Raw genomic sequence first — 22,920 nt, 5'->3', positions numbered from 1 at the left:
TCGGTGCTGCCGGTCGGTTGTTGGACCCGGGCTCGGCCGTCGACGTTTCCTTGATCCCGACGGGGACGCCGAGCGGCGCACCCGGCCGACCGACTCGGCCGGCGCACTCGCGGGGGCCGGCCCGGAACCCGAACACCCGATCCAGGAGCACCCCGAATGAAGGCGTTGAGACCGACCGGAGCGACCGACACGTGGGTCGCCCACGAGGACGTACCGCAGCCGCGCCCGGGTCCGGACGAGGCGCTGGTCAAGGTCGAGGCGTTCGCGGTCAACCGAGGCGAGACCTTCCTGCTGGAGCACCCGCGCCCGGGACACCGACCGGGCAAGGACGTCGCGGGCCTGGTGGTCCAGGCGGCGGCGGACGGATCGGGGCCCGCGGCGTGCACGCGGGTGGTCGGGCACCCGATGGCCGGCGGTTGGGCCGAGTACGTGGCCGTCCCCACGTCCGCGCTCGCGCCGATCCCCGAGTCGATCCCCGCCGTCCGGGCCGCGGCGCTGCCGCTGGCCGGGTTGACCGCGCTGCGGCTGTTGCGCACGGCGGGACCGGTCGCGGGCCGCCGGCTGCTGCTGACCGGGGCGTCCGGCGGGGTCGGCCACTACTTCACCGAACTCGCGGCCGGCGCCGGTGCCGAGGTCACCGCGGTCACCCGGTCGCCGGAGCGGGGTCGGCGGCTGATCGAACTGGGCGCGACCGAGGTCGTGCACGATCTCGACGACGCGGTCGGTCCCTACGACGTCGTGCTCGAATCGACCGGCGGCACCGAACTGCCCCGAGCGTTGGCCCGGTTGCGTCGACGCGGGCTGTTGATCTGGTTCGGCCAGGCCAGTCGCACGCCGATCACCCTCGACTTCTTCGATCTGTTCGCCGGGCCCGAATCGGCGACGCTGCGGCACTTTCACTACCTGGACTTCGACACCCCGTACGCGACCGATCTCGCCACGCTGGTCCGCCTGGTCGACGGAGGGCGGCTGCATCCGGAGGTCGATCGGATCGCCGACTGGTCCGAAACCGGATCGATCCTCACCGCGCTGCGCGAACGCCGGGTGCGTGGCAAGGCCGTACTGACCATTTCCTGACGCCGATCAGGATCCTGACGCCGATCCCGATCCTGATCCGGCCCTGATCCGGCTTTCCCGGGTGGACCGACCGACACGTTTTGGAGTACGCGATGAACACCACGACCACCGCCACCACCGCCGCCAAGGACGTCGTCATCCGCTATGTCGAGGCCGTCGCCGAAGGCGATCTCCCAAGCATCCGGGCGAGCTTCGCCGAGGACGCCACCTGGACCTACCCCGGTGAACTGCCCATCTCCCGCACCTGGGTCGGCCGGGACACGATCGTCGACGACTTCCTCGGCGACGTCGGCGCGCTCCTGCGACCGGAGACCGTGGCGATCCGCCTGGTGTCGGTGCACGCGGACGGCGACCGGGTGTTCGCCGAGTGGACGTCGGACGCGGTGACGGTCACCGGCGTCGAGTACCACAACCGCTGCCTGGGGATCTTCGTGGTCGCGGACGGTCGGATCACGTCGGTGCACGAGTACGCGGACACCGGGCACACGGCGCGCGTGCTCTTCCCGGACCACGTGGCGGCCTGACCTGGGCGACGTGGGCTCCGAGGCCGAGTTCGACGCCGACGCCGACGCCGACGCCGACGCCGACACCGATTTCGAGTCCGACACCGATTCCGACTCGCCAAGCAAGAGAGCGCTGCCTTCGCCATGACCTCGTCTTCCGGCACCACCGTTTTCGAACTGCCCGCATTCCTTCCGCAGTTCGCCGCAGGCAACCGCTCCCGGGTGATCGTGTGCGGACTCGACCCGTTCGAGTACGACCGCGTCGTCGGCGGACTCGACACCCTCCGCGACTGGCTGCCCGCGTTCCGCCGGGTCGGCGAGACGTACCGCGCGGCGGGCGAGCGGTACGCGGCGGACGGGCACATCGTGTCCGCGGGCGACGCGTTTCGTACCGCCGCCCGCTGGTTGCACTGTGCCACCTTCCCGCCGCTCGCCGACCACACGCGCACCATCGCGGCGGCGCGCGAGGCGGATGCGGCGATGGGGCGGGCGTTCGCATACCTGGACCCGGGCGCGACGCGGATCGAGGGGGAGGGGTTCGCCGGCTGGTTGCGCCGGCCGGTCGGGGCAACCGGGCCGGCCCGGGTGGTGGTCGTGGTACCCGGCCTCAATTCCGGCAAGGAGGAGTTCCACGCCGTCGACGAAGCCCTGTTGCGGCGCGGCGTGGCGACCTTCTCCTTCGACGGGCCCGGCCAGGGCGTGCTGGTCGACACCGCGCCCCGGGCCGACTACCACCGGGTGGTCGGCCGGGTGATCGACGCCTTGGCGACCCGTACCGACCTCGACACCGGCGCCGGCGTCGGCCTGATCGGGATGAGCCTGGGCGGCTTCTACGCGATCCTGACCGCCGCGCACGAACCCCGCGTGGCCGCCACCGTCGCGGTCAGCGGCCCGTACCGGCTCGATTGGGCGGAACTGCCCCTGTTCGTCCGGGAGACGCTCACCGTGCGAACCGGGTCCGTGGGCGCCGCCGAGGAGTTCGTGCGCGGCGTCGATCTGGCCGGCATCGCCTCGGGCATCGGCACGCCGTTGTGGGTGGTCGAAGGCGGCGATGACGTCACCCCCGGCGTGCTGCCGGCCGAACTCGCCGCGCACGAGGCGCCCCTGGGCGAGTTGCTCGTGCTTCCGCACGGCGATCACCTGCTGTGCAACGCCCAATCCGGCTGGCTCCCCGACACCGCCGACCGGCTCGTGGATCGACTCGTGGGTCGGCTCGGGGATCCGCTCGGCTAGGGCCTGTCCGGCCGGCCTCAGCCGGTCAGGCCCGCGTCGTGGGCGATCAGGCCGGCCTGGGTGCGGTTGGTGCAGTCGAGTTTGGTCAGGGTGCGGGACACGTACGCCTTGACGGTCGCCTCGGTGAGGTGCAGGCGGCCGGCGATCTGCGCGTTGGACAGGCCCTCGCCGAGGCAGCCCAGGATCTCCGCCTCGCGGTCGCTGAGTTCGCGGATCGCGTGCCGGGCCGCCCGCCGCGCGTTGTCGCGGGCCGCGCTCGCGCCGATCAGATTGCGCGCGGCGGCCGGCGACAACACCGTGTTGCCGTCGGCGGCCACCCGCAGCAGCGAGACCAGGTCCTCGGGCGGGGTGTCCTTGAGCAGGAAGCCCACCGCTCCGATGTGCAGCGCGCGGAGCACGTGGTCGTCGGTGTCGATCGTGGTCAACACGACGACCTTGGGCGGGGCGTCGAGTCGGACCATCCGGCGCAGCGCCGAGAGCCCGTCCACGCCGGGCATGTGCAGGTCGAGCAGGACCACGTCGGGGCGGTGCCGCACCACCTGCTCCAGCGCCTCGGCGCCGTCGTACGCCTCGCCGACGATCTCGAGGTCCGGGGCGCCGCCGAGGATCGTGCGCAGGTGCGCGCAGACCATGCGTTCGTCGTCCACGAGCAGGAGTCGGATCATGCGGCACCTTCGTCGAGGTCTCGGTGGATGGTCGGGGTAACGTCGATCGGGACGTGCGCGTCCACGACGAAGCCGCCGGCGTCGTCGGGGTTGGCGTGCAGTCGGCCGCCGAGGAGTTCGACGCGTTCGCGCAGGCCGAGCAGGCCGGTACCGCCGGTGCCGAGGTCGACGTCCGGGGGCCGTGCTCCCGCCGTGTTCGCGACGGTGACGCCGATGCCCTCGGCCGCGTGCCGAATCGACACCGCGACGTGCGCGCCGGGCGCGTGTTTGTGCACATTGGTGAGCGCTTCCTGCACCACCCGGCGCACGGTACGCACGGCGGCCGGGGCGTCGACGGCGGCCGGGGTGCCGCTCACGGTCAGCTCGATGGGTACACCGGCCGCCCGCGAATCGGCGATCAGATCGACCACGTCCACCCCGGTCGGCCCGCCGCCACGCGCGCTCGCGCCGGTCGGCGACGGGTCGTCCGGGTCACGCAGCACCGCCACCAACTCGCGCAGCTCGGCCAGCGCCTGGCAGCCGGTCAGGCGCAACTCCTCGGCGGCCGAACGCACGTTGTCGCGCTCGGCGATCGTGCGCAGCGCACCGGCCTGGAGCACCATCAGCGAGACCCGGTGGGTGATCATGTCGTGCATCTCGCCCGCCAATCGGCGGCGCTCCTCGGCGCGCGCCTGCCGGTCGCGTTCGACCTGTTCGCGCTCGACCCGCTCGGCGCGCTCGGCCAACGCGAGCAGCAGGCCCCGGCGCGAGGCCAGGTACATGCCGAGCAGCAGCGGGGTGCCGATGGCGATGAACTCGACGACCAGGTCCGAGCCGGACTGGGTCCGCCACGGTTCGCACGTGGTCAGCGCGAGCCCGGCGGCGAGTGCCCAACCCGCGCGCCGGGTCGGGGCGTACGCGCCGAGCGCGTAGGCGGAGAAGGGCCCGGCCAGGACCGGCCAGCCGAGCGAGAGGGCGAACACGACCCCGGCCGAGACGAGCGGCCGGCGCCGCCGCAACACCAGGGCGAGGCCGGCGGCGACCTGGACCAGGATCCCCCACCACGGCACATCGCTCGGCGTATGCCACCCGTCGGCGTCCAGCGGCCCGAGCGCGCGCAGCAACCCGGACAGGGCGGCGACCGACGCGGCGAGCAGGACGTCGAACACGACGGCGCGGGGGATCGACGCGGCGGGTGGGCGACGCACGTTCGGCACGTCCGTCAAGGTACCGGCACCGGTCCAGCGGTCCGGCCAGTCACCGGGCGGGCCGACCGCGAACCGGGCCCGGGGGAGCCGGCGCATCCTCACTCGGTCCCGAGCGCGCCGAGCACCGACATGCGCGCCGCCCGCCGGGCCGGCCAGGCCGCCGCGAGCACGCCGACGCCGATCGCGCCGAGCACGAACAGGGCGATCCGCAGCCAGGGGATGGTCGCGCCGAGCGGCACGTTGCCCAGGTCGATGCCGCGCACCGCCAACACGCCCACCCCGACGCCCAGTCCGACTCCGAGCAGGCCCCCGAACAGGGAGATCAGCGCCGCCTCCAGGCGGATCAGGTCGCGCACCCGGCGGGCGTCCAAGCCGATCGCGCGCAACAGGCCGATCTCGCGGGTGCGTTCGAGCACGGACATCGCCAGGGTGTTGACGATGCCGATGACCGCGATCATGACGGCCATCCCGAGCAGGCCGTAGACGATGTTCAGGAGCAGGTCGATGCCGGCCGCGAGGCCCTTGCGCAGGTCGTTCTTGGATTGCACGCGCAGGGCCGGATCGGCGCCGAACGCCTCGTCCAGGGTGGCCTGGAGGGCCTTGGCCTCGCCCGGCAGGCTCCGGACGAACACCTGGCGGCCGACCGGGCGTTCCAGGTGCGGATCCAGGGTTGTGGTGGAGACCAGGTAGGGCAGCGCGATCGGGTTGGCCCGGAAGATGCCGCCGACGCGCAGCGTGCCCGGGGCTCCGTCGGGGAAGGTCACGGCTACCGTCGAGCCGACTTTCAGTCCGCGTGCCTTCGCTTCGGTCCGCTCCACGAACAGGTCGGTGCGCAGGGTTTCGGGGCCGCCCTCGACGAAGTCGAAGCGCATCACCGCGGGGCCCGCGACCGGGTCCAGGGCGGCCAGTTCGCGTTCGCCGCCGGCGATCTCCGCGGTGGCGGTGCGGTACACACTCGCGGCGGCGACATGTGGGAGGCGGCCGATCCGCTCCACGGTCGCGGGCGCGATCGGGTCGCGCAGCGTGGTGGACACCGCGTAGTCGGCGGTCAACCCGCGGGCCGCCGCGTGGTCGAGGCTGTCCTTCAACGACGCGCCGATCACGGTCAGTCCGGTGACCAGGAACAGGCCGATCATCAGGGCCGACGCGGTGGCCGCGGTACGACGCGGATCGCGCAGCGCGTTGCGGCTCGCGAGCCGGCCGGTCACCCCGAACACCCGGGTGAGCGGACGGGCGAGCAGGCCGATCACGGCCACGGACAACAGCGGGATCAGCATCAGCACGCCGGTCACGGCCACCATCCCGCACACCACGATCAGCACCGACTGGCCGTCGCCGCCGGGCGCGGTGCGCACGGTCGCGTAGCCGCCGCCCACGCCCAGCACGATCAGGAGCAGGCCGATCAGGTTGCGGCGCAGCAGCCCGGCCGGACCGGGCAGGTGCGCCCGGAGCGCGGCCATCGGGGGGATCCGGGCCACCTTGCGGGTGGGCAGCCACGCGGCGGCGACGGTGACGCCGACGCCCACGAGGAGCGACCACAGGATCGTGGTGGGCCGCACCACGAGCGGGCCGCGCGGCGGCTCGGCGTCGGTGCCGCGCAGCAGGGCCAGCAGCCCTGCGGCCAGCGCGATGCCCAGCAGCAACCCGAGCAGTGCGCCGACCAGCCCGGTGGCCAGCGCCTCGAAACGCACCGAGCGGGTGACCTGGCGACGGGTGGCGCCGACCGCGCGCAGCAGCGCGAGTTCGCGGGTGCGCCGGCCGATCAGCATGGTGAAGGTGTTGGTGATGATGAACGTGCCGACGAACAGCGCGATGCCCGCGAACACGAGCAGCCCGGTGGCCAGTCCGGCGGTGCCTGCGGCGGCCAGTTCGCGGCGCTCGGAGGTCAGTTCGGCGCCGGTGACCGTCTCGGCGCCGGCGGGCACCAGGGCGCGGACGGCCTGGGGCAGTGCGGCGTCGGGCGTCTTGGTCTTGGGCGGGGTGGAGACGGTGATCAGGTCGTAGGCGCCGGGGGCGGCGAACAGGCGTTGCGCGGTGGCGGTGTCGAACAGGGTGAGGGTGGCGCCGAGCCGGATCCGGGCGTCGTCGGCGTGCACGGTGCCGACGAGGGTGGCGTCCAGGGTGCCGCCGCCGGCGACCACGCGCAGCCGATCGCCGACCCGGTAGCCGGCCGAGCGGGCCCCGGCGTCGTCGATGGCGACCTGCCCGGGGGCGGTCGGCGCGCGACCCGAGGTCACCCGGTACAGCGGATCGACGCCGTCCGGCCCGGGCGCGTGGTTGGTGCCCACCGCCTCCTCGACCCGGCCGACCAGGTCCCCCTTGCGGTCCACGACCACGGCGGGCCCGGAGACCGACCCGCGCACGGCCCCGACGCCGGGCAGCGCGCGCAACCGGTCCACCAGCCGCGCGTCCAGCGCCGGCCGGTCGGGCGTCCCCGGATCGGGATCGGCCCGGACACCGACGGCGACCCCGGCGAAGTCGTCGGCCGCAGCCGACGCGGACGCCTCGGTGATGCTGTCCTTGAGCGTGAGCACCCCGGCCACGAACGCGACACCGAAGACGATCGCGAGCACGGTCAGGGCAAGCCGCGTGCGCTGCGCGGCGAGAGTACGAAGAGCGTTCCTGAGCATGAGCAACGTCCTGAAGCCGAAAGGTTTTCCGTCCCATACGGGCCCGGCCCCACCACCCTCACGCGCCGCCGACCGCCCTCGATACGGCCGGGCGGAGGCCACCGCCATCCACGATCGCCACGGCGACGGTCCGATCGGACCGAGACAACCAACGAAGGCATCGCCTGCGATCCGACGGGTCGACCGGGTATCGGTGCCGATGGGTTGTCAAAATCGTGTTCGAGTGTGGGCTCTTCGCGTATGCGCGGCGTATGAACGACTAGGGTGACGTCGGGGGAGTCCCTACTCTCGTGGAGAGGTCCTGTTCGGTTCGGTTCGGTCCGGTTGTCTCGCTGCCGGATCGACGTGCACGGCGTGACTCGCCGGTCGGCCGGCGCTCGACCTCACACCGGCAACGAGTGACTGCCAACCGTGGCGCGTGGACCTGTCGGGTCGAGAGGGCGAAGTCGCGGCGGCTGCCCCGAGTCCGAGTCTCCGAATCCGAATCCGAGTCGGGATGCTTCGCCTCGACCGGGTGATGGCGTTCGATCGGGTAGCCGAGACGACTTCGCGGAACACGTGAATACCGCGCCGATCGCTACATGCGAAGGAGAGTGCCCGATGCCTTCCGGTCCCGTTCGTGGAGACCGTCTCGAAGAGCTGCGCGCGGCGATCGAGTCCACCCACCGGGCCCTCGGCACCATGCGTTGGCGCACGGCTCGACTGTGCCACGAACCCTCCGAGGACCGCCTGCTTCGCGAATTGCACGTGGTTTCAAAGGCGTTGCAGGAGCTGCTCCGGGCCGCCGAGTCGCTCGCCGCACCTACGGCGTCGCCTGGCCCGCCCGACGGAATCCGAGACCGGCGGGGACAAATGTTCCCGATGGCCGAATGATCGCGGCGCGGCACGCGGGGTCGTCCCGGCTCGGTGACGTGGCCGAAGGGCCGGAACGTGCCTCCGGGTTCTCGGTCGGTTCAAAGTCTCGTGAGCAAACGGTGTTCCGGCTTGTCCCCGACCCGGGCCCGGCGGTCTGATCGTGGTGTGAGCGAATCTCCGGCATCGGCGGTCGACGCCGGCCACGAGCGAGGGCTGCTCGCCGTGGTCGCGTGCCGTCGATCCGGCGAGTCCCCACGCTTGGGCCGGGTTGGTCTGCGCCACGACGACGAGCCCCCTGATCCGGAGCGCGATCCGAGGCCCGTCTGACCCGATGCGGCCGCCGACTTCCCGGTGGCGCGCCACATCGTGCCGTTCCCGGCGGGTGTGTGATCCCGTCGGGCCTCCGACGCCGTGCACCGGAGGTGTCCGGCCGGACTTCCGGCCCTCGTCTGGTTGCCTTCGGCTTCGGCCCTGGCTCCGCCTCCGGCTTCGGCTCCGGTTACGGGCAAGGACCGGGGCCGCCCGTACCAGGCGCCCCCGAACGAGAGAGCCACACCGCCCACCGATCCGCGACGAACCACCCCCGCCCCCGTTGCTGCCCCTCGACCCGGCCCTCGACCAGGGCCGCGTCCTCGGTCGGCCGACTCTCGGCGCCCCCGCGAGGCGCGACCAGGGCTACGAGGCGCCGGATGGTCCGGACGCAAGGCGCGATGTGGGCAGCGACGGCGATGCTCCCCGCGCACGCGGGGTGTTGCTTGCCGGAAAGGTGTCGGCAACGGCGGAGCGGGTGGGTGCTTTTCGTCAGGTCTGCCGAGGGGCTTTTGCGGATGGGTCGGGCCGTTTCGGCGTGCGGTCGCGTCTTGGTCGGGTCGGGCGCGGGTGGCCTTGTGCTAAACGGTCGGCGTGGACCGGCGGAGATGGGCCAGGTCCCACCGTCACCGGCGGTCAGGAGCCCTGGGTCCCCCGGCGAGACCCGGGCGTTGCTCGCCGGGAAAGGCGCTGGCAACGGCGGAGCGGGAGGTCAGCCCGGTGAGGTTCGCCGGGGAGCCTTTCCGAGTGGGCCGGGCCGGTTCGGCGGACGGTAGGTGGGCGGTGGGGCGAGGAGGGAAAAGCGGGCCGAGAGTGGGCGGTTCCGGTCACCGGGGTGCACAACCCGGCCCACGGCACCCACTCTCGCCGCCCGGTCACGCAAAACCCCAGGTCAGCGGAAACCTGAGCGCTCGAAACCGTCTCGGGATCCGGATTGTGACTCTCGAAGCCCTCGGACGGCCTCTCGCCCGACCGCCCACCCCCAACCGCCCGCCGAAACAGCCCGACCCACCCAAGAAGGCTCTCCGGTGAACGTTGCCGGAACGCCCTCCCGACCGCCCCGACCCGAAACACCCGCCGAGAGCACACTGCCCACGCGAAATCCGCCGCCGGGCTTCAAGAAACCGGCCCTCGGCACGCGCTCTCGCCGGCCGACCCCACAAAACCGCAGGTCGGCGCAAATCGAAGAGCCGGAAGTCGTCCCGCGATCCGGATGAAGACCTGCCCAACCCACGCGGGTAGCCTTTCCCCCCGCGAACCCACCCCGACACGTCCGCCGAACCGGCCCGGCCCACTCGGAAAGGCTCCCCGGCGAACCTCACCGGGCTGACCTCCCGCTCCGCCGTTGCCAGCGCCTTTCCCGGCGAGCAACGCCCGGGTCTCGCCGGGGGACCCAGGGCTCCTGACCGCCGGTGACGGTGGGACCTGGCCCATCTCCGCCGGTCCACGCCGACCGTTTAGCACAAGGCCACCCGCGCCCGACCCGACCAAGACGCGACCGCACGCCGAAACGGCCCGACCCATCCGCAAAAGCCCCTCTGTCGGGGTCCAAGCGCTTGGTCAGGCCTCCTGTGTCCGAACGTCGTCCAGCAGACTTGTTCAGACGAGCACGCCGCGGTGAGAGGCCCACTTCCGGGCCGCTGCTGCCATTGCTCCGAGCCACGCTGCGTCCGGCTTGCGCTCGGCGAACGTGCGGTACATACGCGCGGTGGCGCCGGCAAATGTGCCGATGGCGGTGGGGTCGGCTTTGGCCCAGGCCGTGCAATGGGATACCCAGGATTCCGCAGAGAGGGCGCTCTGTCCCGCCGCGATCAACTGCACGACCAGGCAGGCCGGATCGATGAATCCGGCGCCGCGTGTCGGCCAAGACCAGTCCACCGCCCAGGTGGTCGTGGTGCCGATCAGGAGGTTGTCGGGGTTGATGTCGGTGTAGAGCAATGCGTCGCTTCGAAAGAGCGCGGGCTCCGCGCCTCGTCTGCGGCGAACCGATTCCATCGGGTCTCGGACCAGTCGTGTGCGACCTCGGGCAGGTCGAACTCCCCGATGCGGTTGAGGCTATCGACGATCGAGGTGAGGTCCGGCGAGTCCGGCGCAAAATCGGAGCACCGCCCCTCGACCATTTCGAACCCAGGCGCCACCCACTCGTCGTCTTCTGCGTTCCATGGCAGCGCTGGAGAAATCGGGTGCGCGGTCGGGTTGATCAGGCGTTCCCGGACGAGAGAGTCACGTCGACCACCGGGCCGGTTCCTCACAGCCTTGACGAAGAATCGGCCGTTCCCGCCCTCGACCAGGGCCGCGACGTCGGAACCGAAGCCACGCGCCGTCGGCCGGATGATTCTTGGCTCCCCCGTGTGCGGCTTGATCAGGGCCAGAAGCTCCAGTCCCGGAAGGCTGGTCATACCTCCTTCAGTTCCTTGGCGAGGACGAGGAGCCCGGGCATCCAGGGGCGCACTCCTCGTCGGGCTCGTTGTTGTCTTCGTCGCGTCCGGCCTTCGCCGTCTGAATCGACGTGTTGGCCCGATTCATGGCACGGTTGTCGAAAATCGAGACCGGCGAGCCGCCCTTGACCTTGCCGACGCCCACCCGGTCGGGGAGGACGCAGGGAAACCTCACCGGAGGTGTCGATGGCGGCCATCCCGTCGACCAGGACTGTGGAATCGAACCGTGAAAGCTGTCGGGGGAGTTGGATGAGCGACGCCTTCACGAGATCATGACCGGGGGCCAAGGTGCTGGCGTTCGACCTGGGGCTCGATGATCTTGCTCCTCGGTGCTGCTCGCGGCACGGCCACCGCAGGCATGACTACAGCGTTCGTATCTGCACCAAAAGACAGGAAAACAGCGCTAATGACCGAATCAATGAAACTACTCGCAAAGGCACTCGCCAAGCGCTAAACCCGCAGGTCGTCAAGCCTGCTCCCCACGCACGCGGGGATGGTCCCAAAGCTCTCTGACCTGCGAAAACAGCCCATCGCTGCTCCCCACGCACGCGGGGATGGTCCCAGTGAAACCCCCGGAGGCGGATGCCTCCGGGGCTGCTCCCCACGCACGCGGGGATGGTCCCAAGATCCGCCTCGGTCGGCGACAGCCCATGACCTGCTCCCCACGCACGCGGGGATGGTCCCGGCAGGCCAGCGCCATGGGCAAGAGCATCGAGCTGCTCCCCACGCACGCGGGGATGGTCCCTGGGCGGGCTCGTCGTATCCGCCGGCGTATCGCTGCTCCCCACGCACGCGGGGATGGTCCCATGCGATCCGCGCCCGCGCTCGTTTCGGCGGACTGCTCCCCACGCACGCGGGGATGGTCCCGACAACCCGCTCGATAGTTGTGCGCCCGGTCGCTGCTCCCCACGCACGCGGGGATGGTCCCCGGCGCGCCCGCTCGAAGTGGTCGTGCGGAACCTGCTCCCCACGCACGCGGGGATGGTCCCAGGCGCTTCCTTCAGCCCGCCGCCAAGCGGACCTGCTCCCCACGCACGCGGGGATGGTCCCTCGGATGGCGTCGCGTACCCGCAGGGGTACGGCTGCTCCCCACGCACGCGGGGATGGTCCCCACGACTTTGGCTCCCGCTCACTATCTGGTCACTGCTCCCCGCGCACGCGGGGATGGTCCCGAGCACCAGGACGACGACGAACCCGACTCCTGCTCCCCGCGCACGCGGGGATGGTCCCAGGGGGTTCACGCGGGTTGCCGTGATCCGGCCCTGCTCCCCGCGCACGCGGGGATGGTCCCGGGAACGTCAGCCCCGACTCGGGCTGTGGAAGCTGCTCCCCGCGCACGCGGGGATGGTCCCCGTCACGATCCGTGATCGCGAAAGAACCGGTGCTGCTCCCCGCGCATGCGGGGATGGTCCCAGTCAGAGACGCCATAGGGGGTGATGTGTGTCCTGCTCCCCGCGCACGCGGGGATGGTCCCGTCCGCACAAGTTCGGCGGTACGGCTGTCGCGCTGCTTCCCGCGCACGCTGAGTTGCCGTGCCTGCCCGGGGGAATCGTCAGGTGTTGGGCGCAGCCCCGGGCTTGCATATCGCATCGGCGATCACCAGGGGCCGGTATGGCGATAAACGTTTGGCCGGAGTCGTTTGTGTATTCAATGCAGGCATGAGTGGTGAGCGGTGCGACGGGTCGCGCCTGGGGGATGGGTTGTCGACGGCCGCGCGGGTGGTGTGGGCCAAGCACGATCAAAAGACGGACGGATGGTTGCCGCTGTGGCGGCACATGGCCGACAGCGCCGCCGTGGCGGGGTTGTTGTGGGACCGGTGGGTGCCGGAGAACGTCCGGCGTCTGGTGGCGGATGCGTTGCCTCGGAAGGGCGGTGATGCTCGGCTCCTGGTGGTGTGGTTGGCGGCTGTGCACGACATCGGGAAGGCGACGCCGGCGTTCGCGTGTCAGGTCGACTCCCTCGCGGATCGGATGCGGAGCGCGGGGCTCGGCATGCCGTTGCGGAAGCAGTTCGGTGAGGATCGGCGAATGGCTCCGCACGCCCTGGCGGGGCAACTCCTGTTGCAGGAGTGGTTGGCAGACCGTCACGGCTGGCCGGGCCGAGCCGCGGTCCAGTTCGGGATCGTGCCAGGGGGGCATCACGGAGCGCCACCGGCGCACGAGCAGATCCACAATCTCGTCGCCCATCCCGAACTGCTGCGTACTCCCGGCGCAAGCGAGGCATCCTGGGTCCGGATCCAGACGGAACTGCTCGATGCCTGCGCGGATACGTACGGCGTAGGGGATCGGCTGTCCGATTGGCGAGCGTTGAAGCTCCCGCAGCCCGTCCAGGCATTGCTGACCGGGCTGGTCATCATCGCCGACTGGATCGCCAGCAACCCCGACCTGTTCCCGTACTTCCCCGAGGAGCACCCACGCACCGACGCCGAGCGGGTGGCCGCAGCCTGGCGTGGGCTCAAGCTTCCGCCGTCGTGGCGCGCACGGGAACCCACCGAGCCGACGGCCGAGTTGTTCGCGTCGCGCTTCGAGCTGCCGCCCGGAGCGCGAGTGCGCCCGGTACAGGAAGAGGCCGTGCGGCTGGCGGGCGAGATGCCCGTACCCGGTCTGCTGATGATCGAGGCGCCGATGGGGGACGGAAAGACCGAGGCGGCGCTCGCGGTCGCCGAGATCTTCGCGGCTCGCTCCGGCGCCGGCGGCTGTTTCGTGGCGTTGCCCACCATGGCCACCGGTAACGCGATGTTCCCTCGCTTGCTGGACTGGGTGGAACGGCTCCCCACGGACGGCGACGTGTCCGGGGAACGGTCCGTGTTCCTGGCCCACTCCAAGGCGGCGCTCAACGAGCAGTACGCCGGCTTGATGGGCAGGACCGGGCACACCGTGGCCGCCGTCGACCAGTTCGGGCCGCAGGATGTGTGGCGGCCGTCGGCCGATGTGCGGGGCTGTTCGGCGGAGTTGGTGGCGCACCAGTGGCTGCGGGGACGCAAGAAGGGCACGCTGGCGTCGTTCGTGGTCGGGACGATCGACCAACTCCTGATGGCCGGCCTCAAGAGCCGTCACCTCGCGCTGCGCCATCTCGCGCTCGCCGGCAAGGTCGTCGTGATCGACGAGGTACACGCCTACGACACCTACATGAACACCTATCTGGACCGGGTGCTGTCCTGGCTCGGTGCCTACCGGGTGCCCGTGATCATGCTGTCCGCGACCCTGCCCGCGTCGCGGCGACGCGAACTGGCCGAGGCATACGCCGGCCTGTCGACCGAGCGGACCCCCGGCGCCGGGCCGGCGGCCGCGGCGGAAGAGGGCTTCGCGGCGCTCGCGTCGATCGGGGGCTACCCGCTGTTGACCTCGGTGTCGCCCGGGTCGGCTCCGGAAACAGCGTGTCCGGCCGCCTCGGGGCGGCGAACCGACGTACTGCTCGAACGACTCGACGACGAACCGGAGTTGCTGGCCGATCGGCTGGCCCATGAACTGGCCGACGGTGGCTGTGCCCTGGTGGTGCGCAACACGGTGAATCGAGTGCTGGAGACGGCTGCCGTCCTGCGCCGGAGGTTCGGTACCGAACACGTCACCGTCGCGCACTCCCGCTTCGTCGACGTCGACCGCGCCGACAAGGACGCGGATCTGCTGGTTCGATTCGGCCCCCCGGATCGCAAGGAGGGCCGGCCCTCGGGTACGACGGCCAAGCGTCCCCGGGGTCCGCACATCGTGGTCGCCAGCCAGGTCGCCGAGCAGTCGCTCGACATCGACTTCGACCTGTTGGTGACGGACCTGTGTCCGGTCGACCTGATGTTGCAGCGCATGGGTCGACTCCACCGTCATCCACGGGGAGAAAACCAGGACCGGCGCCCGCCCCGGCTGCGCACGGCCCGCTGCCTCGTCGTGGGCGTCGACTGGCAGGCGACGCCACCTCGACCGGTGGACGGATCCCGCAGCGTCTACGGCCCGTACGCGCTCATGCGCTCCTTGGCCGTGCTCGGCCCGCACATGAACGAGGACGGCAACTCGGACGACCGATTCCTGTGCCTGCCCGAGGACATCAGCGGCTTGGTCCAGGGAGCCTACGGGTCCGCCCCGCAAGGACCGGACGCGTGGGCGGCGGCCATGGAGGAGGCTCTTGCCGACTACGAGGTTCGCCGGGCCCGTCAGCGGACGGCCGCCGACGCCTTCAGGCTGGACGAGGTCCGCAAGGACGGCCGCCCCATCATCGGTTGGATCGACGCGGGCGTCGGCGACGCAGACGACACCCGCGCGGGACGCGCCCAGGTGCGCGACAGCAAGGAAAGTCTGGAGGTGCTGGTCGTCCAACGGCGTGCCGACGGCACCCTGACCACCCTGCCGTGGTTGGGCAAAGGACTTGGCGGACGCGAACTACCCACGGACGCCGTGCCCTTGCCCGCCGTGGCCAGAGCCGTCGCCTCGTGCGGGCTACGGCTTCCCCACCAGTTCTCCTGGCCGCAGATCCTGGACCGGGCGATCGCCGAACTGGAGGAACTGTGCGTCCCCGCGTGGCAGACGAAGGAGTGCCACTGGCTCGCGGGCGAGCTGATTCTCGTCCTCGACGAGAACTGTCGGAGCCGTCTGGCAGGGTTCGAACTTCACTACAGCCGGACCGATGGACTTCAGGTGGGCAACGTCGCCGCACGGAATGAGCAGCACATCCGAATGGACGTGGGTCCGCCGTCGTTCGATCTGGTGGATCGGCCTTGGTTGCCGGTGCAGCGGTCGGACGGGAGCGAGGACGAACTGTCGTTGGCTGAGGTCTTCGCTCAGGCGGGAAGCCTTCGACGGATCGTGGGTGACCTGCCCACGCAGGAGTTCGCGTTACTGCGCTTACTGCTGGCGATCGCACACGACGCGGTCGACGGGCCCGAGGACATCGACGCGTGGGCGGATCTGTGGGAGAGCGAGGACCCCTTCGCCGCCGTACCGGCCTATCTCGACCGCCACCGGACTCGGTTCGACCTGCTTCACCCCTCGACGCCGTTCTATCAAGTGGCCGACCTCCATACGGCCAAGGACGAGGTCGCCTCGCTCAACCGGATCGTCGCCGACGTCCCCAATGGGGATCCGTTCTTTGCCATGCGGATGCCCGGTGCGGACCGTCTCGATTTCGCCGAGTCCGCCCGCTGGCTCGTCCACGCCCACGCGTTCGACGTCTCCGGCATCAAGTCGGGCGCGGTGGGCGACCCCAGGGTCAAGGGCGGCAAGGGCTATCCGCAGGGCGTCGGTTGGGCCGGCAACCTCGGCGGCGTGTTTGCCGAGGGCGCCACGCTCCGCGAGACCCTCCTGCTCAACCTGATCGCCACCGACACCGGCACGATACGGGCCGACAAGGACGACCGCCCCGCGTGGCGCAGGGATCAACACGGCCCGGGTGCAACGCATTCCGTCGAAATCGTCTCGCGACCTTCGGGCGTGCGCGACTTGTACACCTGGCAGTCCCGGCGGGTACGCCTGCACCACGACGCACAGGGCGTCCACGGCGTCGTCCTGTCCTATGGCGACCCGCTCGCCGCACGCGACATGCATCGCAACGAACCGATGACGGGCTGGCGACGCAGCCGCACGCAGGAGAAGAAGTTGGGCCTCCCGCTGGTCTATCTGCCTCGTGAGCACGACCCCACCCGTGCCGCGTGGCGCGGTCTCGCCGCCTTGCTCCCCGCGGGCAGGGAACGGGGCATCGCGGAACAGCGGCAAGACGCCGCGTCCGTGATCTCGCCGCGGATCCTCGACTGGGTGGCACGTCTGAGCACCGAAGGCCCTTTGCCGGGACGACGATTGATCCGAACCCGGATCGTGGGAGCCGTGTACGGCACGCAACAATCCGTCATCGACGAGGTGGTCGACGACGGCGTGACGATGGACGTCGTCCTGCTCCACGAGAGTGATTTTCGTTTCGGTCGGGCGGCAGTGGAAGCGGTCGCCGATGCGGACGCCGCAGTCATGGCACTGGGAGATCTCGCCACCGCACTCGCCCAAGCCGCGGGAGAGGAATCGGACCCGCGCCGGGCCGCGGCACGCGATCTCGGCTTCGGCACCCTGGACCGCCCGTTCCGCCATTGGCTGTACCACCTCCGCAACGGCGACGACCCGCTCGCACGTCGCCACGAGTGGCAACGCCAAGCCCACCGGATCATCGCCGACCTGGGCGAAGAGCTGGTGGACGGCGCCGGTGACGCCGCCTGGGAAGGCCGCATGGTCGACGCCAAGGGCGGACCCCAATGGCTCACCGCCTCCTTGGCCCACCTGCGCTTCCGGACCCGTCTGAACAAGGCACTCGGCCATCCCTTCACCCCCATCCCGGCCGACACGACGACCCACACCCCAGAGGCCGACGCATGACCATCGAAACCGCGAACCCCACCCGCCGCCGCCCGCTCGGCCCGGTCGGCAACACCGTCTCGGATCACATCCGCGGCCTGCAGAAGGGCTACCTCGACGATCGCGGCGACGCCGTCGCCGCGATCGCCCGCATCCGGCGCGGCGCCGGCAAGCCGTCCGAAGACATGCCGGACCTGTGGGGCCTGCTCGGCACGGAGCCGCTGTACGAACCCGGCAGGCTCGGTGAGGGGGACACGGATCGTGCCGCCGACGCCGCCTACATCGCGCTGACCCTGTGGGCACTGCACCAGCAATCCCATCGGGTACACCGCATGCACGTGCCGGGCGGCCACGAACTCGGGTCCGCCGTACGCCGGTTGATGCCCGGCATGGAAATCGACGAACCCATTCGAAAGCGTTTCGTCCGCGCCGGCTCGGCTCCCCACCTGATCGCCCTTGCGGAACGACTGCGCGACATCGTGCAGTTGCTGCGTCGGGAGGAGATCCCCCTGGACTACGGACTGCTCGCCGATCAGCTCTACCGATGGCAGCAACCAGGCGGGAGGCAACAGATCCGCCGAGCCTGGGGCACAGCCTTCCACGCCTACCGGGATCCGAAAACAGCCCCCGCCACCGCTGCCGACGCGAGCCCGGACGACGACACCGACACAACCACCGACAAGGACGACGTTTCGTGAGCCGGACCATCCTCGACGTACACGTGCTGCAAACCGTGCCCCCGAGCAACCTCAACCGCGACGACACCGGTTCTCCCAAGACCGCCGTCTACGGCGGAGTACGACGGGCCCGAGTCTCCAGCCAGGCATGGAAGCGCGCCACCCGACGCTTCTTCGGGGACTTACTCGATCCCGCGGACCTGGGCGTGCGTACCAAGCGGGTCGTCGAGATCCTCGCCGACCGGATCACGACACTCGACCCGTCGTTGAAGGGGCCCGAAGCCCTCGCGTTGGCGGCGGAGACGATCCACGCAGCGACCGGCGCCAAGATCGAGGTGCCCAAGCGCCGCGCCGAGGCCGCCAAGAAGAAGGGCGAAGAGGAGCCCGCTCCCGAATCGTCGTACTTGATGTTCCTCGGCTACCGGCAGTTCGACGGCCTTGCCCGACTGGCCGTCGAAGGGGCGGCCGACATCAAGGCGTTCCTCAAGGACAAGGACAACAAGGCCCAGGCCAAACGCATCGCCGACACCCGACACTCGGTCGACATCGCCCTGTTCGGCCGCATGGTCGCCGACTCGGCCGACATCAACGTCGACGCCGCCGCCCAGGTCGCCCACGCGATCAGCGTGCACGCGGTCGAGAACGAGACCGACTACTACACCGCCGTAGACGACCGCAACACCGACGCCGAACCGGGCGCCGGCATGATCGGTACCGTCGACTTCAACTCCGCCACCCTGTACCGCTACGCCGCCGTCGACGTCGACCTGTTGCGCCGCAACCTCGGCGCGGGCCTGCGCGAGGACGAACCGATCGACGAACCGGTGCGCCGCGCGGTCGAGGCGTTCGTGCGCGGATTCGTCGAGTCGTTGCCCACCGGGAAGATCAATACCTTCGGCAACCACACCCTCCCCGACGCGGTCGTGGTCAAGCTGCGCACCGCCCGCCCGATCAGCTTCGTGGGCGCCTTCGAGGAACCGATCACCGCCGACTCGGCGAGCGGGTACGTGCGCCGCGCCTGCGAACGACTCGCGGACTCCGTCCCCGCGACCGAGAAGGCGTACGGCGCCGACGAGGGCACCAGCACCTGGGTCCTGCGGATCGGCCCCAACACGGCAGCACTCGCCGACCTGGGCACGGAGGTGACCCTCCGGGAACTCGTCACCGCCGTCGGCGCGGCCGTGACCGAGCGCGCGGGCCAGGGCACGTGAGCAGTGTGCTGACCTTGTGTCTGGCCGGCCCCCTGCAATCGTGGGGGGCCTCGGCCCGGTTCGCCCGCCGCACCACTGAGTCGGCGCCGACGAAAAGCGGCGTCCTGGGCCTGCTGGCAGCGGCCCAGGGCCGCGACCGTGCGGAAGACCCGGCGGACCTCGCCGCGCTGCGCTTCGGGGTACGGGTGGACCAACCCGGCACCCGGATCCGCGACTACCAGACCGCCGAGCACGCCGACACCGAGAAGGCCATGCCGGTGTCCGAGCGCTTCTACCTCGCCGACGCCGTCTTCGTCGCGGCGGTCGAGGGCGACGACGCGCTCGTGAACGCGTTGTACGAGGCCGTGCGCGCTCCCGTGTACCTGCCATATCTGGGGCGTCGATCGTGCCCGCCGGATCGGCCGGTGGACATCCGCGTCCACCACGGCGCCACTCTCCACGCGGCCCTGGCCGGCGAAGCCTGGCAAGCGTCCGAGTGGTACCGCAAGCGCCGCCGACGTGCACTGCGCACCGAATTGACGGTGATCACCGAGGCCGACGCCGGCGACGATGCGGGGGACACCCTTCGGGATCAGCCGCTCAGCTTCGACCCGCGACATCGCCGATACGCGCTGCGCACGATTCGGACGATGACCGTGCCTGTTCCGGGGACTCGCCCCGAACCGCAGCCTTCGAGCGCCGACGTGACACCCGCCGACCACGATCCGACGCGCGGCCTGAAAGGCGCCTGATGTACCTGACTCGTTTTCGTGTCAACACCGCACGGACCGGCGCGCGCCGACTGTTGTCCTCGCCCCAGGTGCTGCACGCCGCAGTGATGTCGTCCTTCGCGGACATCCTGCCGAGCACGTCCGGCACCCCCAGGGTGCTGTGGCGGATCGACCACAATGCCAAGGCCGAAGTACTCCTCTACATCGTCGGCCCGACTCGCCCCGACCTCACCCACCTCGTCGAACAGGCGGGCTGGCCCACACTTTCGCCCGGTTGGGACACGTACGACTACAGCGCTTTCCTGGACCGGCTCAGCCCGGGTGGCATCTGGGCATTCCGACTCACCGCGAATCCGGTGCACAACATCCGCCGCACCGACGGCGAACCCACCAAGCGCACCGCCCATCGAACTCCACGACACCAGATGGGCTGGCTGCTGCAACGTCAGGAGGCATCCGGCTTCCGCGTCCTGACGAAACCCGCCGAACGTCGACTTGCCTCCGAGGGCGACGAGTTCGAACTGACGGTTGGCAACGGGCAGGGACTCTCCTTCGGCAAGTCCGGCGCAGCCGGAGGCCGGGGCGGTGCGCGGGTGACCCTGACCACCGCCACCTTCGACGGCCGACTGGAGGTCGTGGACGCCGACACTCTCCGGCGCACCCTCGTGGCCGGCCTGGGGAAGGCGAAGGCGTACGGCTGTGGACTGATGACCCTCGCACCGGTGGGGTGAGCGGTGTCCACCATCGGCAAACGCAACCTGTCCACACCGCGCGAACTGACCCGCGTCGGCGACCGGCTTTCCTTCGTCTACCTGGAACGCTGCGTCGTGCACCGCGACGCGAACGCCATTACCGCCGAGGACGCCCAAGGCACCACTCACATCCCGTCGGCCACGATCGGCACCCTGCTCCTGGGCCCCGGCACCCGGATCACCCACCAGGCGATGAGCGTCCTGGGCGAGAGCGGTGCGGGCGTGGTGTGGGTGGGGGAACAGGGGGTGCGCTTCTACGCGGGCGGGCGAGCGTTGAGCCGTTCCTCGGCCCTGGTCGAGGCACAGGCGACCCAATGGGCCAACCGCCGCAGTCGGTTGCACGTCGCCCGCGCCATGTACCGGCTGCGGTTCCCGGACGAGGACCCGGCGGGCTGCACGCGGCACGAACTCCTCGGCCGGGAGGGCTCACGAGTCAAGGACTGCTACCGCAAGGAAGCCGCCCGGACGGGTGTCCCATGGCGCGGACGTCGCTTCACACCGGGCGACTTCGCCTCCGGCGACGCGGCCAATCAGGCCGTCACGGCGGCGGCCCAGTGCATGTACGGGATCGCTCAAGCGGTGGTCTCCGCCCTGGGCTGCGCACCGGGGCTGGGCTTCGTCCACTCCGGCCACGAACTGTCGTTCGTCCTGGATGTGGCGGATCTCTACAAGACCGAGATCGGCATCCCGATCGCCTTCGACGTCGCGGCGGAAGGCGACGACGACGTCGGCTCGCGAACCCGACGCGCCGTCCGGGATCGTGTCAACGAAGTCGCCCTGCTGGACCGGTGCGTTCGGGACATCAAGGGACTTCTGCTGCCCGACATGGAGTCCGGCGACCCGGCGGAGGACTACGACGACCGGGTAACCCTGCAATCCGACCGCGGACAAGACGTCGAATCGGGCGTCAACTACGCCGACGGGGTGGTGTGGTGACCGTCATCGTCCTGACCCAATGCCCCATCGGCCTACGCGGGTTCCTCACCCGCTGGCTGTTGGAGATCTCCCCCGGCGTCTTCATCGGCGGCCCCAACGCCCGAATCCGCCAGGCGCTGTGGGACGAGGTGCGTCAATACGCCGGCAACGGCCGCGCGCTGATGGCCTACAGCACCAACAACGAACAAGGCTTCACCTTCGAGACCCACGACCACAAATGGCACCCGGTCGACCACGAAGGCCTCACGCTGATCAAGCGACCCAACGAACAGGCCCGCCCACCTGCGCCGCCCGCCCAGGGCTGGAGCAAGGCCGCCAAACGCCGCCGCTTCGGGAGCCGCTAGAAAGCACACCAGCAACTGTCGCCAACGCACCAAAAGCGAGAAATGGCCTCTATGACCGACTCAACGAAACCGCTCGGAAACACCCTCCCCGAGCCCTAAACCCACAGGTCACCCTGCTCCCCACGCACGCGGGGATGGTCCCTCGGCTCGGATCTCCGGGTGTTCCTGGTCGAACTGCTCCCCACGCACGCGGGGATGGTCCCGCGTCGCGCAACTCGCGCCCCAACAGAAGTAGCTGCTCCCCACGCACGCGGGGATGGTCCTCACGTTGAACGGGAAGGTGGGGGTCGGGGGAACTGCTCCCCACGCACGCGGGGATGGTCCCGACTTCACGTCGTTGGGGCCGCTGTGCGGTCCCTGCTCCCCACGCACGCGGGGATGGTCCCACCGTCCATCCCCCGGCGGTAAACATCTCCCGCTGCTCCCCACGCACGCGGGGATGGTCCCGCTGGGGTCGGGTCGTGGCAGCAGCAGCTCAGCTGCTCCCCACGCACGCGGGGATGGTCCCGCTCGGGGACGCTCCCGCGCCACAACTCGACGGCTGCTCCCCACGCACGCGGGGATGGTCCCTCACGCAACGCCTACACAAGGAGATTCGGGAACTGCTCCCCACGCACGCGGGGATGGTCCCCCCCACCCCCACCCGGACCCGCGAGCGGATCGGCTGCTCCCCACGCACGCGGGGATGGTCCCAGTGAAACCCCCGGAGGCGGATGCCTCCGGGGCTGCTCCCCACGCACGCGGGGATGGTCCCTCGGTCACGGCTCCCAGCGCGACGAACTTGATCTGCTCCCCACGCACGCGGGGATGGTCCCAGACGGTGCGTGTCGGTCCCTGGGCTTTGGCTCTGCTCCCCACGCACGCGGGGATGGTCCCTCGGCTCGTCGCACGTGTGCCGCACGACCTCGCTGCTCCCCACGCACGCGGGGATGGTCCCCCGCTGCCGTGTCCGCCGAGTACGACGCCCACCTGCTCCCCTGAGGTGCCCTTGATCTTCCGGACAGCGACCCGCGTAGGGTTGTAGGAAACCGGAAAGAGAAAGCACGTGCCAAAGAGATATACACAGCAGTTCA

The 22,920-nt window shown here is 70.6% G+C and carries 15 protein-coding genes and 2 CRISPR repeat arrays; of the genes, 10 read left to right on the top strand and 5 right to left on the bottom strand.

Translation table 11 applies throughout. From position 1 onward, the window contains the following. Nucleotides 1–156 precede the first annotated feature (156 nt). The 3 genes from ACH4U8_RS00075 to ACH4U8_RS00065 all read left to right on the top strand — a co-directional run bounded on the left by ACH4U8_RS00075 (nucleotide 157) and on the right by ACH4U8_RS00065 (nucleotide 2,813). Nucleotides 157–1,077 (top strand): zinc-binding dehydrogenase, encoded by a 921-nt coding sequence (locus ACH4U8_RS00075; RefSeq protein ID WP_395775378.1) that lies wholly within the window; start codon nucleotides 157–159, stop codon nucleotides 1,075–1,077. Between the two features lie 92 nt (nucleotides 1,078–1,169). Next, nucleotides 1,170–1,601 (top strand): nuclear transport factor 2 family protein, encoded by a 432-nt coding sequence (locus tag ACH4U8_RS00070; protein ID WP_395775377.1) that lies wholly within the window; start codon nucleotides 1,170–1,172, stop codon nucleotides 1,599–1,601. Between the two features lie 123 nt (nucleotides 1,602–1,724). Further along, nucleotides 1,725–2,813, top strand: coding sequence for an alpha/beta hydrolase (locus tag ACH4U8_RS00065; RefSeq protein ID WP_395775376.1), 1,089 nt, complete (start codon nucleotides 1,725–1,727; stop codon nucleotides 2,811–2,813). A gap of 17 nt (nucleotides 2,814–2,830) precedes the next feature. Here the strand turns inward: ACH4U8_RS00065 and ACH4U8_RS00060 are convergent, their stop codons facing one another. The 5 genes from ACH4U8_RS00060 to ACH4U8_RS00040 all read right to left on the bottom strand — a co-directional run bounded on the left by ACH4U8_RS00060 (nucleotide 2,831) and on the right by ACH4U8_RS00040 (nucleotide 10,858). Beyond that, nucleotides 2,831–3,478, bottom strand: a complete 648-nt coding sequence (locus tag ACH4U8_RS00060) for a response regulator transcription factor (protein WP_360312720.1) — start codon at nucleotides 3,476–3,478, stop codon at nucleotides 2,831–2,833. Then, complete coding sequence (locus tag ACH4U8_RS00055) at nucleotides 3,475–4,674, bottom strand: sensor histidine kinase (protein ID WP_395775375.1); 1,200 nt, start codon at nucleotides 4,672–4,674, stop codon at nucleotides 3,475–3,477. The genes ACH4U8_RS00060 and ACH4U8_RS00055 overlap by 4 nt, the downstream gene beginning before the upstream one ends. 89 nt (nucleotides 4,675–4,763) lie before the next feature. Further along, nucleotides 4,764–7,295: an FtsX-like permease family protein gene (locus tag ACH4U8_RS00050; RefSeq protein ID WP_395775374.1), complete on the bottom strand. Its 2,532-nt coding sequence runs from the start codon at nucleotides 7,293–7,295 to the stop codon at nucleotides 4,764–4,766. A 2,763-nt stretch (nucleotides 7,296–10,058) separates the two neighbouring features. Further along, complete coding sequence (locus ACH4U8_RS00045; protein WP_395775373.1) at nucleotides 10,059–10,397, bottom strand: hypothetical protein; 339 nt, start codon at nucleotides 10,395–10,397, stop codon at nucleotides 10,059–10,061. Then, a complete protein-coding gene (locus tag ACH4U8_RS00040) occupies nucleotides 10,361–10,858 on the bottom strand; it encodes a hypothetical protein (RefSeq protein ID WP_395775372.1) in 498 nt (165 codons plus the stop codon). The genes ACH4U8_RS00045 and ACH4U8_RS00040 overlap by 37 nt, the downstream gene beginning before the upstream one ends. 511 nt (nucleotides 10,859–11,369) lie before the next feature. Further along, a CRISPR array of direct repeats spans nucleotides 11,370–12,371; the repeat unit is 19 nt; unit sequence CGCACGCGGGGATGGTCCC. A 184-nt stretch (nucleotides 12,372–12,555) separates the two neighbouring features. Between ACH4U8_RS00040 and casA the strand changes: the two genes are divergently transcribed. Genes casA through cas2e form a run of 7 tightly spaced genes read left to right on the top strand, consistent with a single transcriptional unit; the run spans nucleotide 12,556 to nucleotide 21,847 of the window. Continuing rightward, on the top strand, nucleotides 12,556–17,238 hold the full coding sequence (casA, locus tag ACH4U8_RS00035) for a type I-E CRISPR-associated protein Cse1/CasA (RefSeq protein ID WP_395775371.1): 4,683 nt from the start codon (nucleotides 12,556–12,558) through the stop codon (nucleotides 17,236–17,238). Next, nucleotides 17,235–17,915, top strand: coding sequence for a type I-E CRISPR-associated protein Cse2/CasB (casB, locus tag ACH4U8_RS00030; RefSeq protein ID WP_395775370.1), 681 nt, complete (start codon nucleotides 17,235–17,237; stop codon nucleotides 17,913–17,915). The genes casA and casB overlap by 4 nt, the downstream gene beginning before the upstream one ends. Beyond that, nucleotides 17,912–19,105, top strand: coding sequence for a type I-E CRISPR-associated protein Cas7/Cse4/CasC (gene cas7e / locus ACH4U8_RS00025; protein ID WP_379988164.1), 1,194 nt, complete (start codon nucleotides 17,912–17,914; stop codon nucleotides 19,103–19,105). Before casB ends, cas7e begins: the two co-directional genes overlap by 4 nt. Beyond that, the gene (cas5e, locus tag ACH4U8_RS00020) at nucleotides 19,102–19,836 is read left to right on the top strand and encodes a type I-E CRISPR-associated protein Cas5/CasD (RefSeq protein ID WP_395775369.1); all 735 of its coding nucleotides are present in this window, start codon (nucleotides 19,102–19,104) and stop codon (nucleotides 19,834–19,836) included. Before cas7e ends, cas5e begins: the two co-directional genes overlap by 4 nt. Further along, nucleotides 19,836–20,546, top strand: a complete 711-nt coding sequence (gene cas6e / locus ACH4U8_RS00015; RefSeq protein WP_395775368.1) for a type I-E CRISPR-associated protein Cas6/Cse3/CasE — start codon at nucleotides 19,836–19,838, stop codon at nucleotides 20,544–20,546. The genes cas5e and cas6e overlap by 1 nt, the downstream gene beginning before the upstream one ends. A gap of 3 nt (nucleotides 20,547–20,549) precedes the next feature. Beyond that, nucleotides 20,550–21,503, top strand: coding sequence for a type I-E CRISPR-associated endonuclease Cas1e (gene cas1e / locus ACH4U8_RS00010; protein WP_395775367.1), 954 nt, complete (start codon nucleotides 20,550–20,552; stop codon nucleotides 21,501–21,503). Then, nucleotides 21,500–21,847, top strand: coding sequence for a type I-E CRISPR-associated endoribonuclease Cas2e (gene cas2e / locus ACH4U8_RS00005; protein ID WP_379988169.1), 348 nt, complete (start codon nucleotides 21,500–21,502; stop codon nucleotides 21,845–21,847). The genes cas1e and cas2e overlap by 4 nt, the downstream gene beginning before the upstream one ends. Before the next feature lie 113 nt (nucleotides 21,848–21,960). Then, a CRISPR array of direct repeats spans nucleotides 21,961–22,845; the repeat unit is 29 nt; unit sequence CTGCTCCCCACGCACGCGGGGATGGTCCC. Between the last annotated feature and the right edge of the window lie 75 nt (nucleotides 22,846–22,920).

It is taken from the genome of Embleya sp. NPDC020886, assembly GCF_044333915.1.
Taxonomy (GTDB): domain Bacteria; phylum Actinomycetota; class Actinomycetes; order Streptomycetales; family Streptomycetaceae; genus Embleya.
This window is presented reverse-complemented; position numbering and strand designations above follow the sequence as displayed.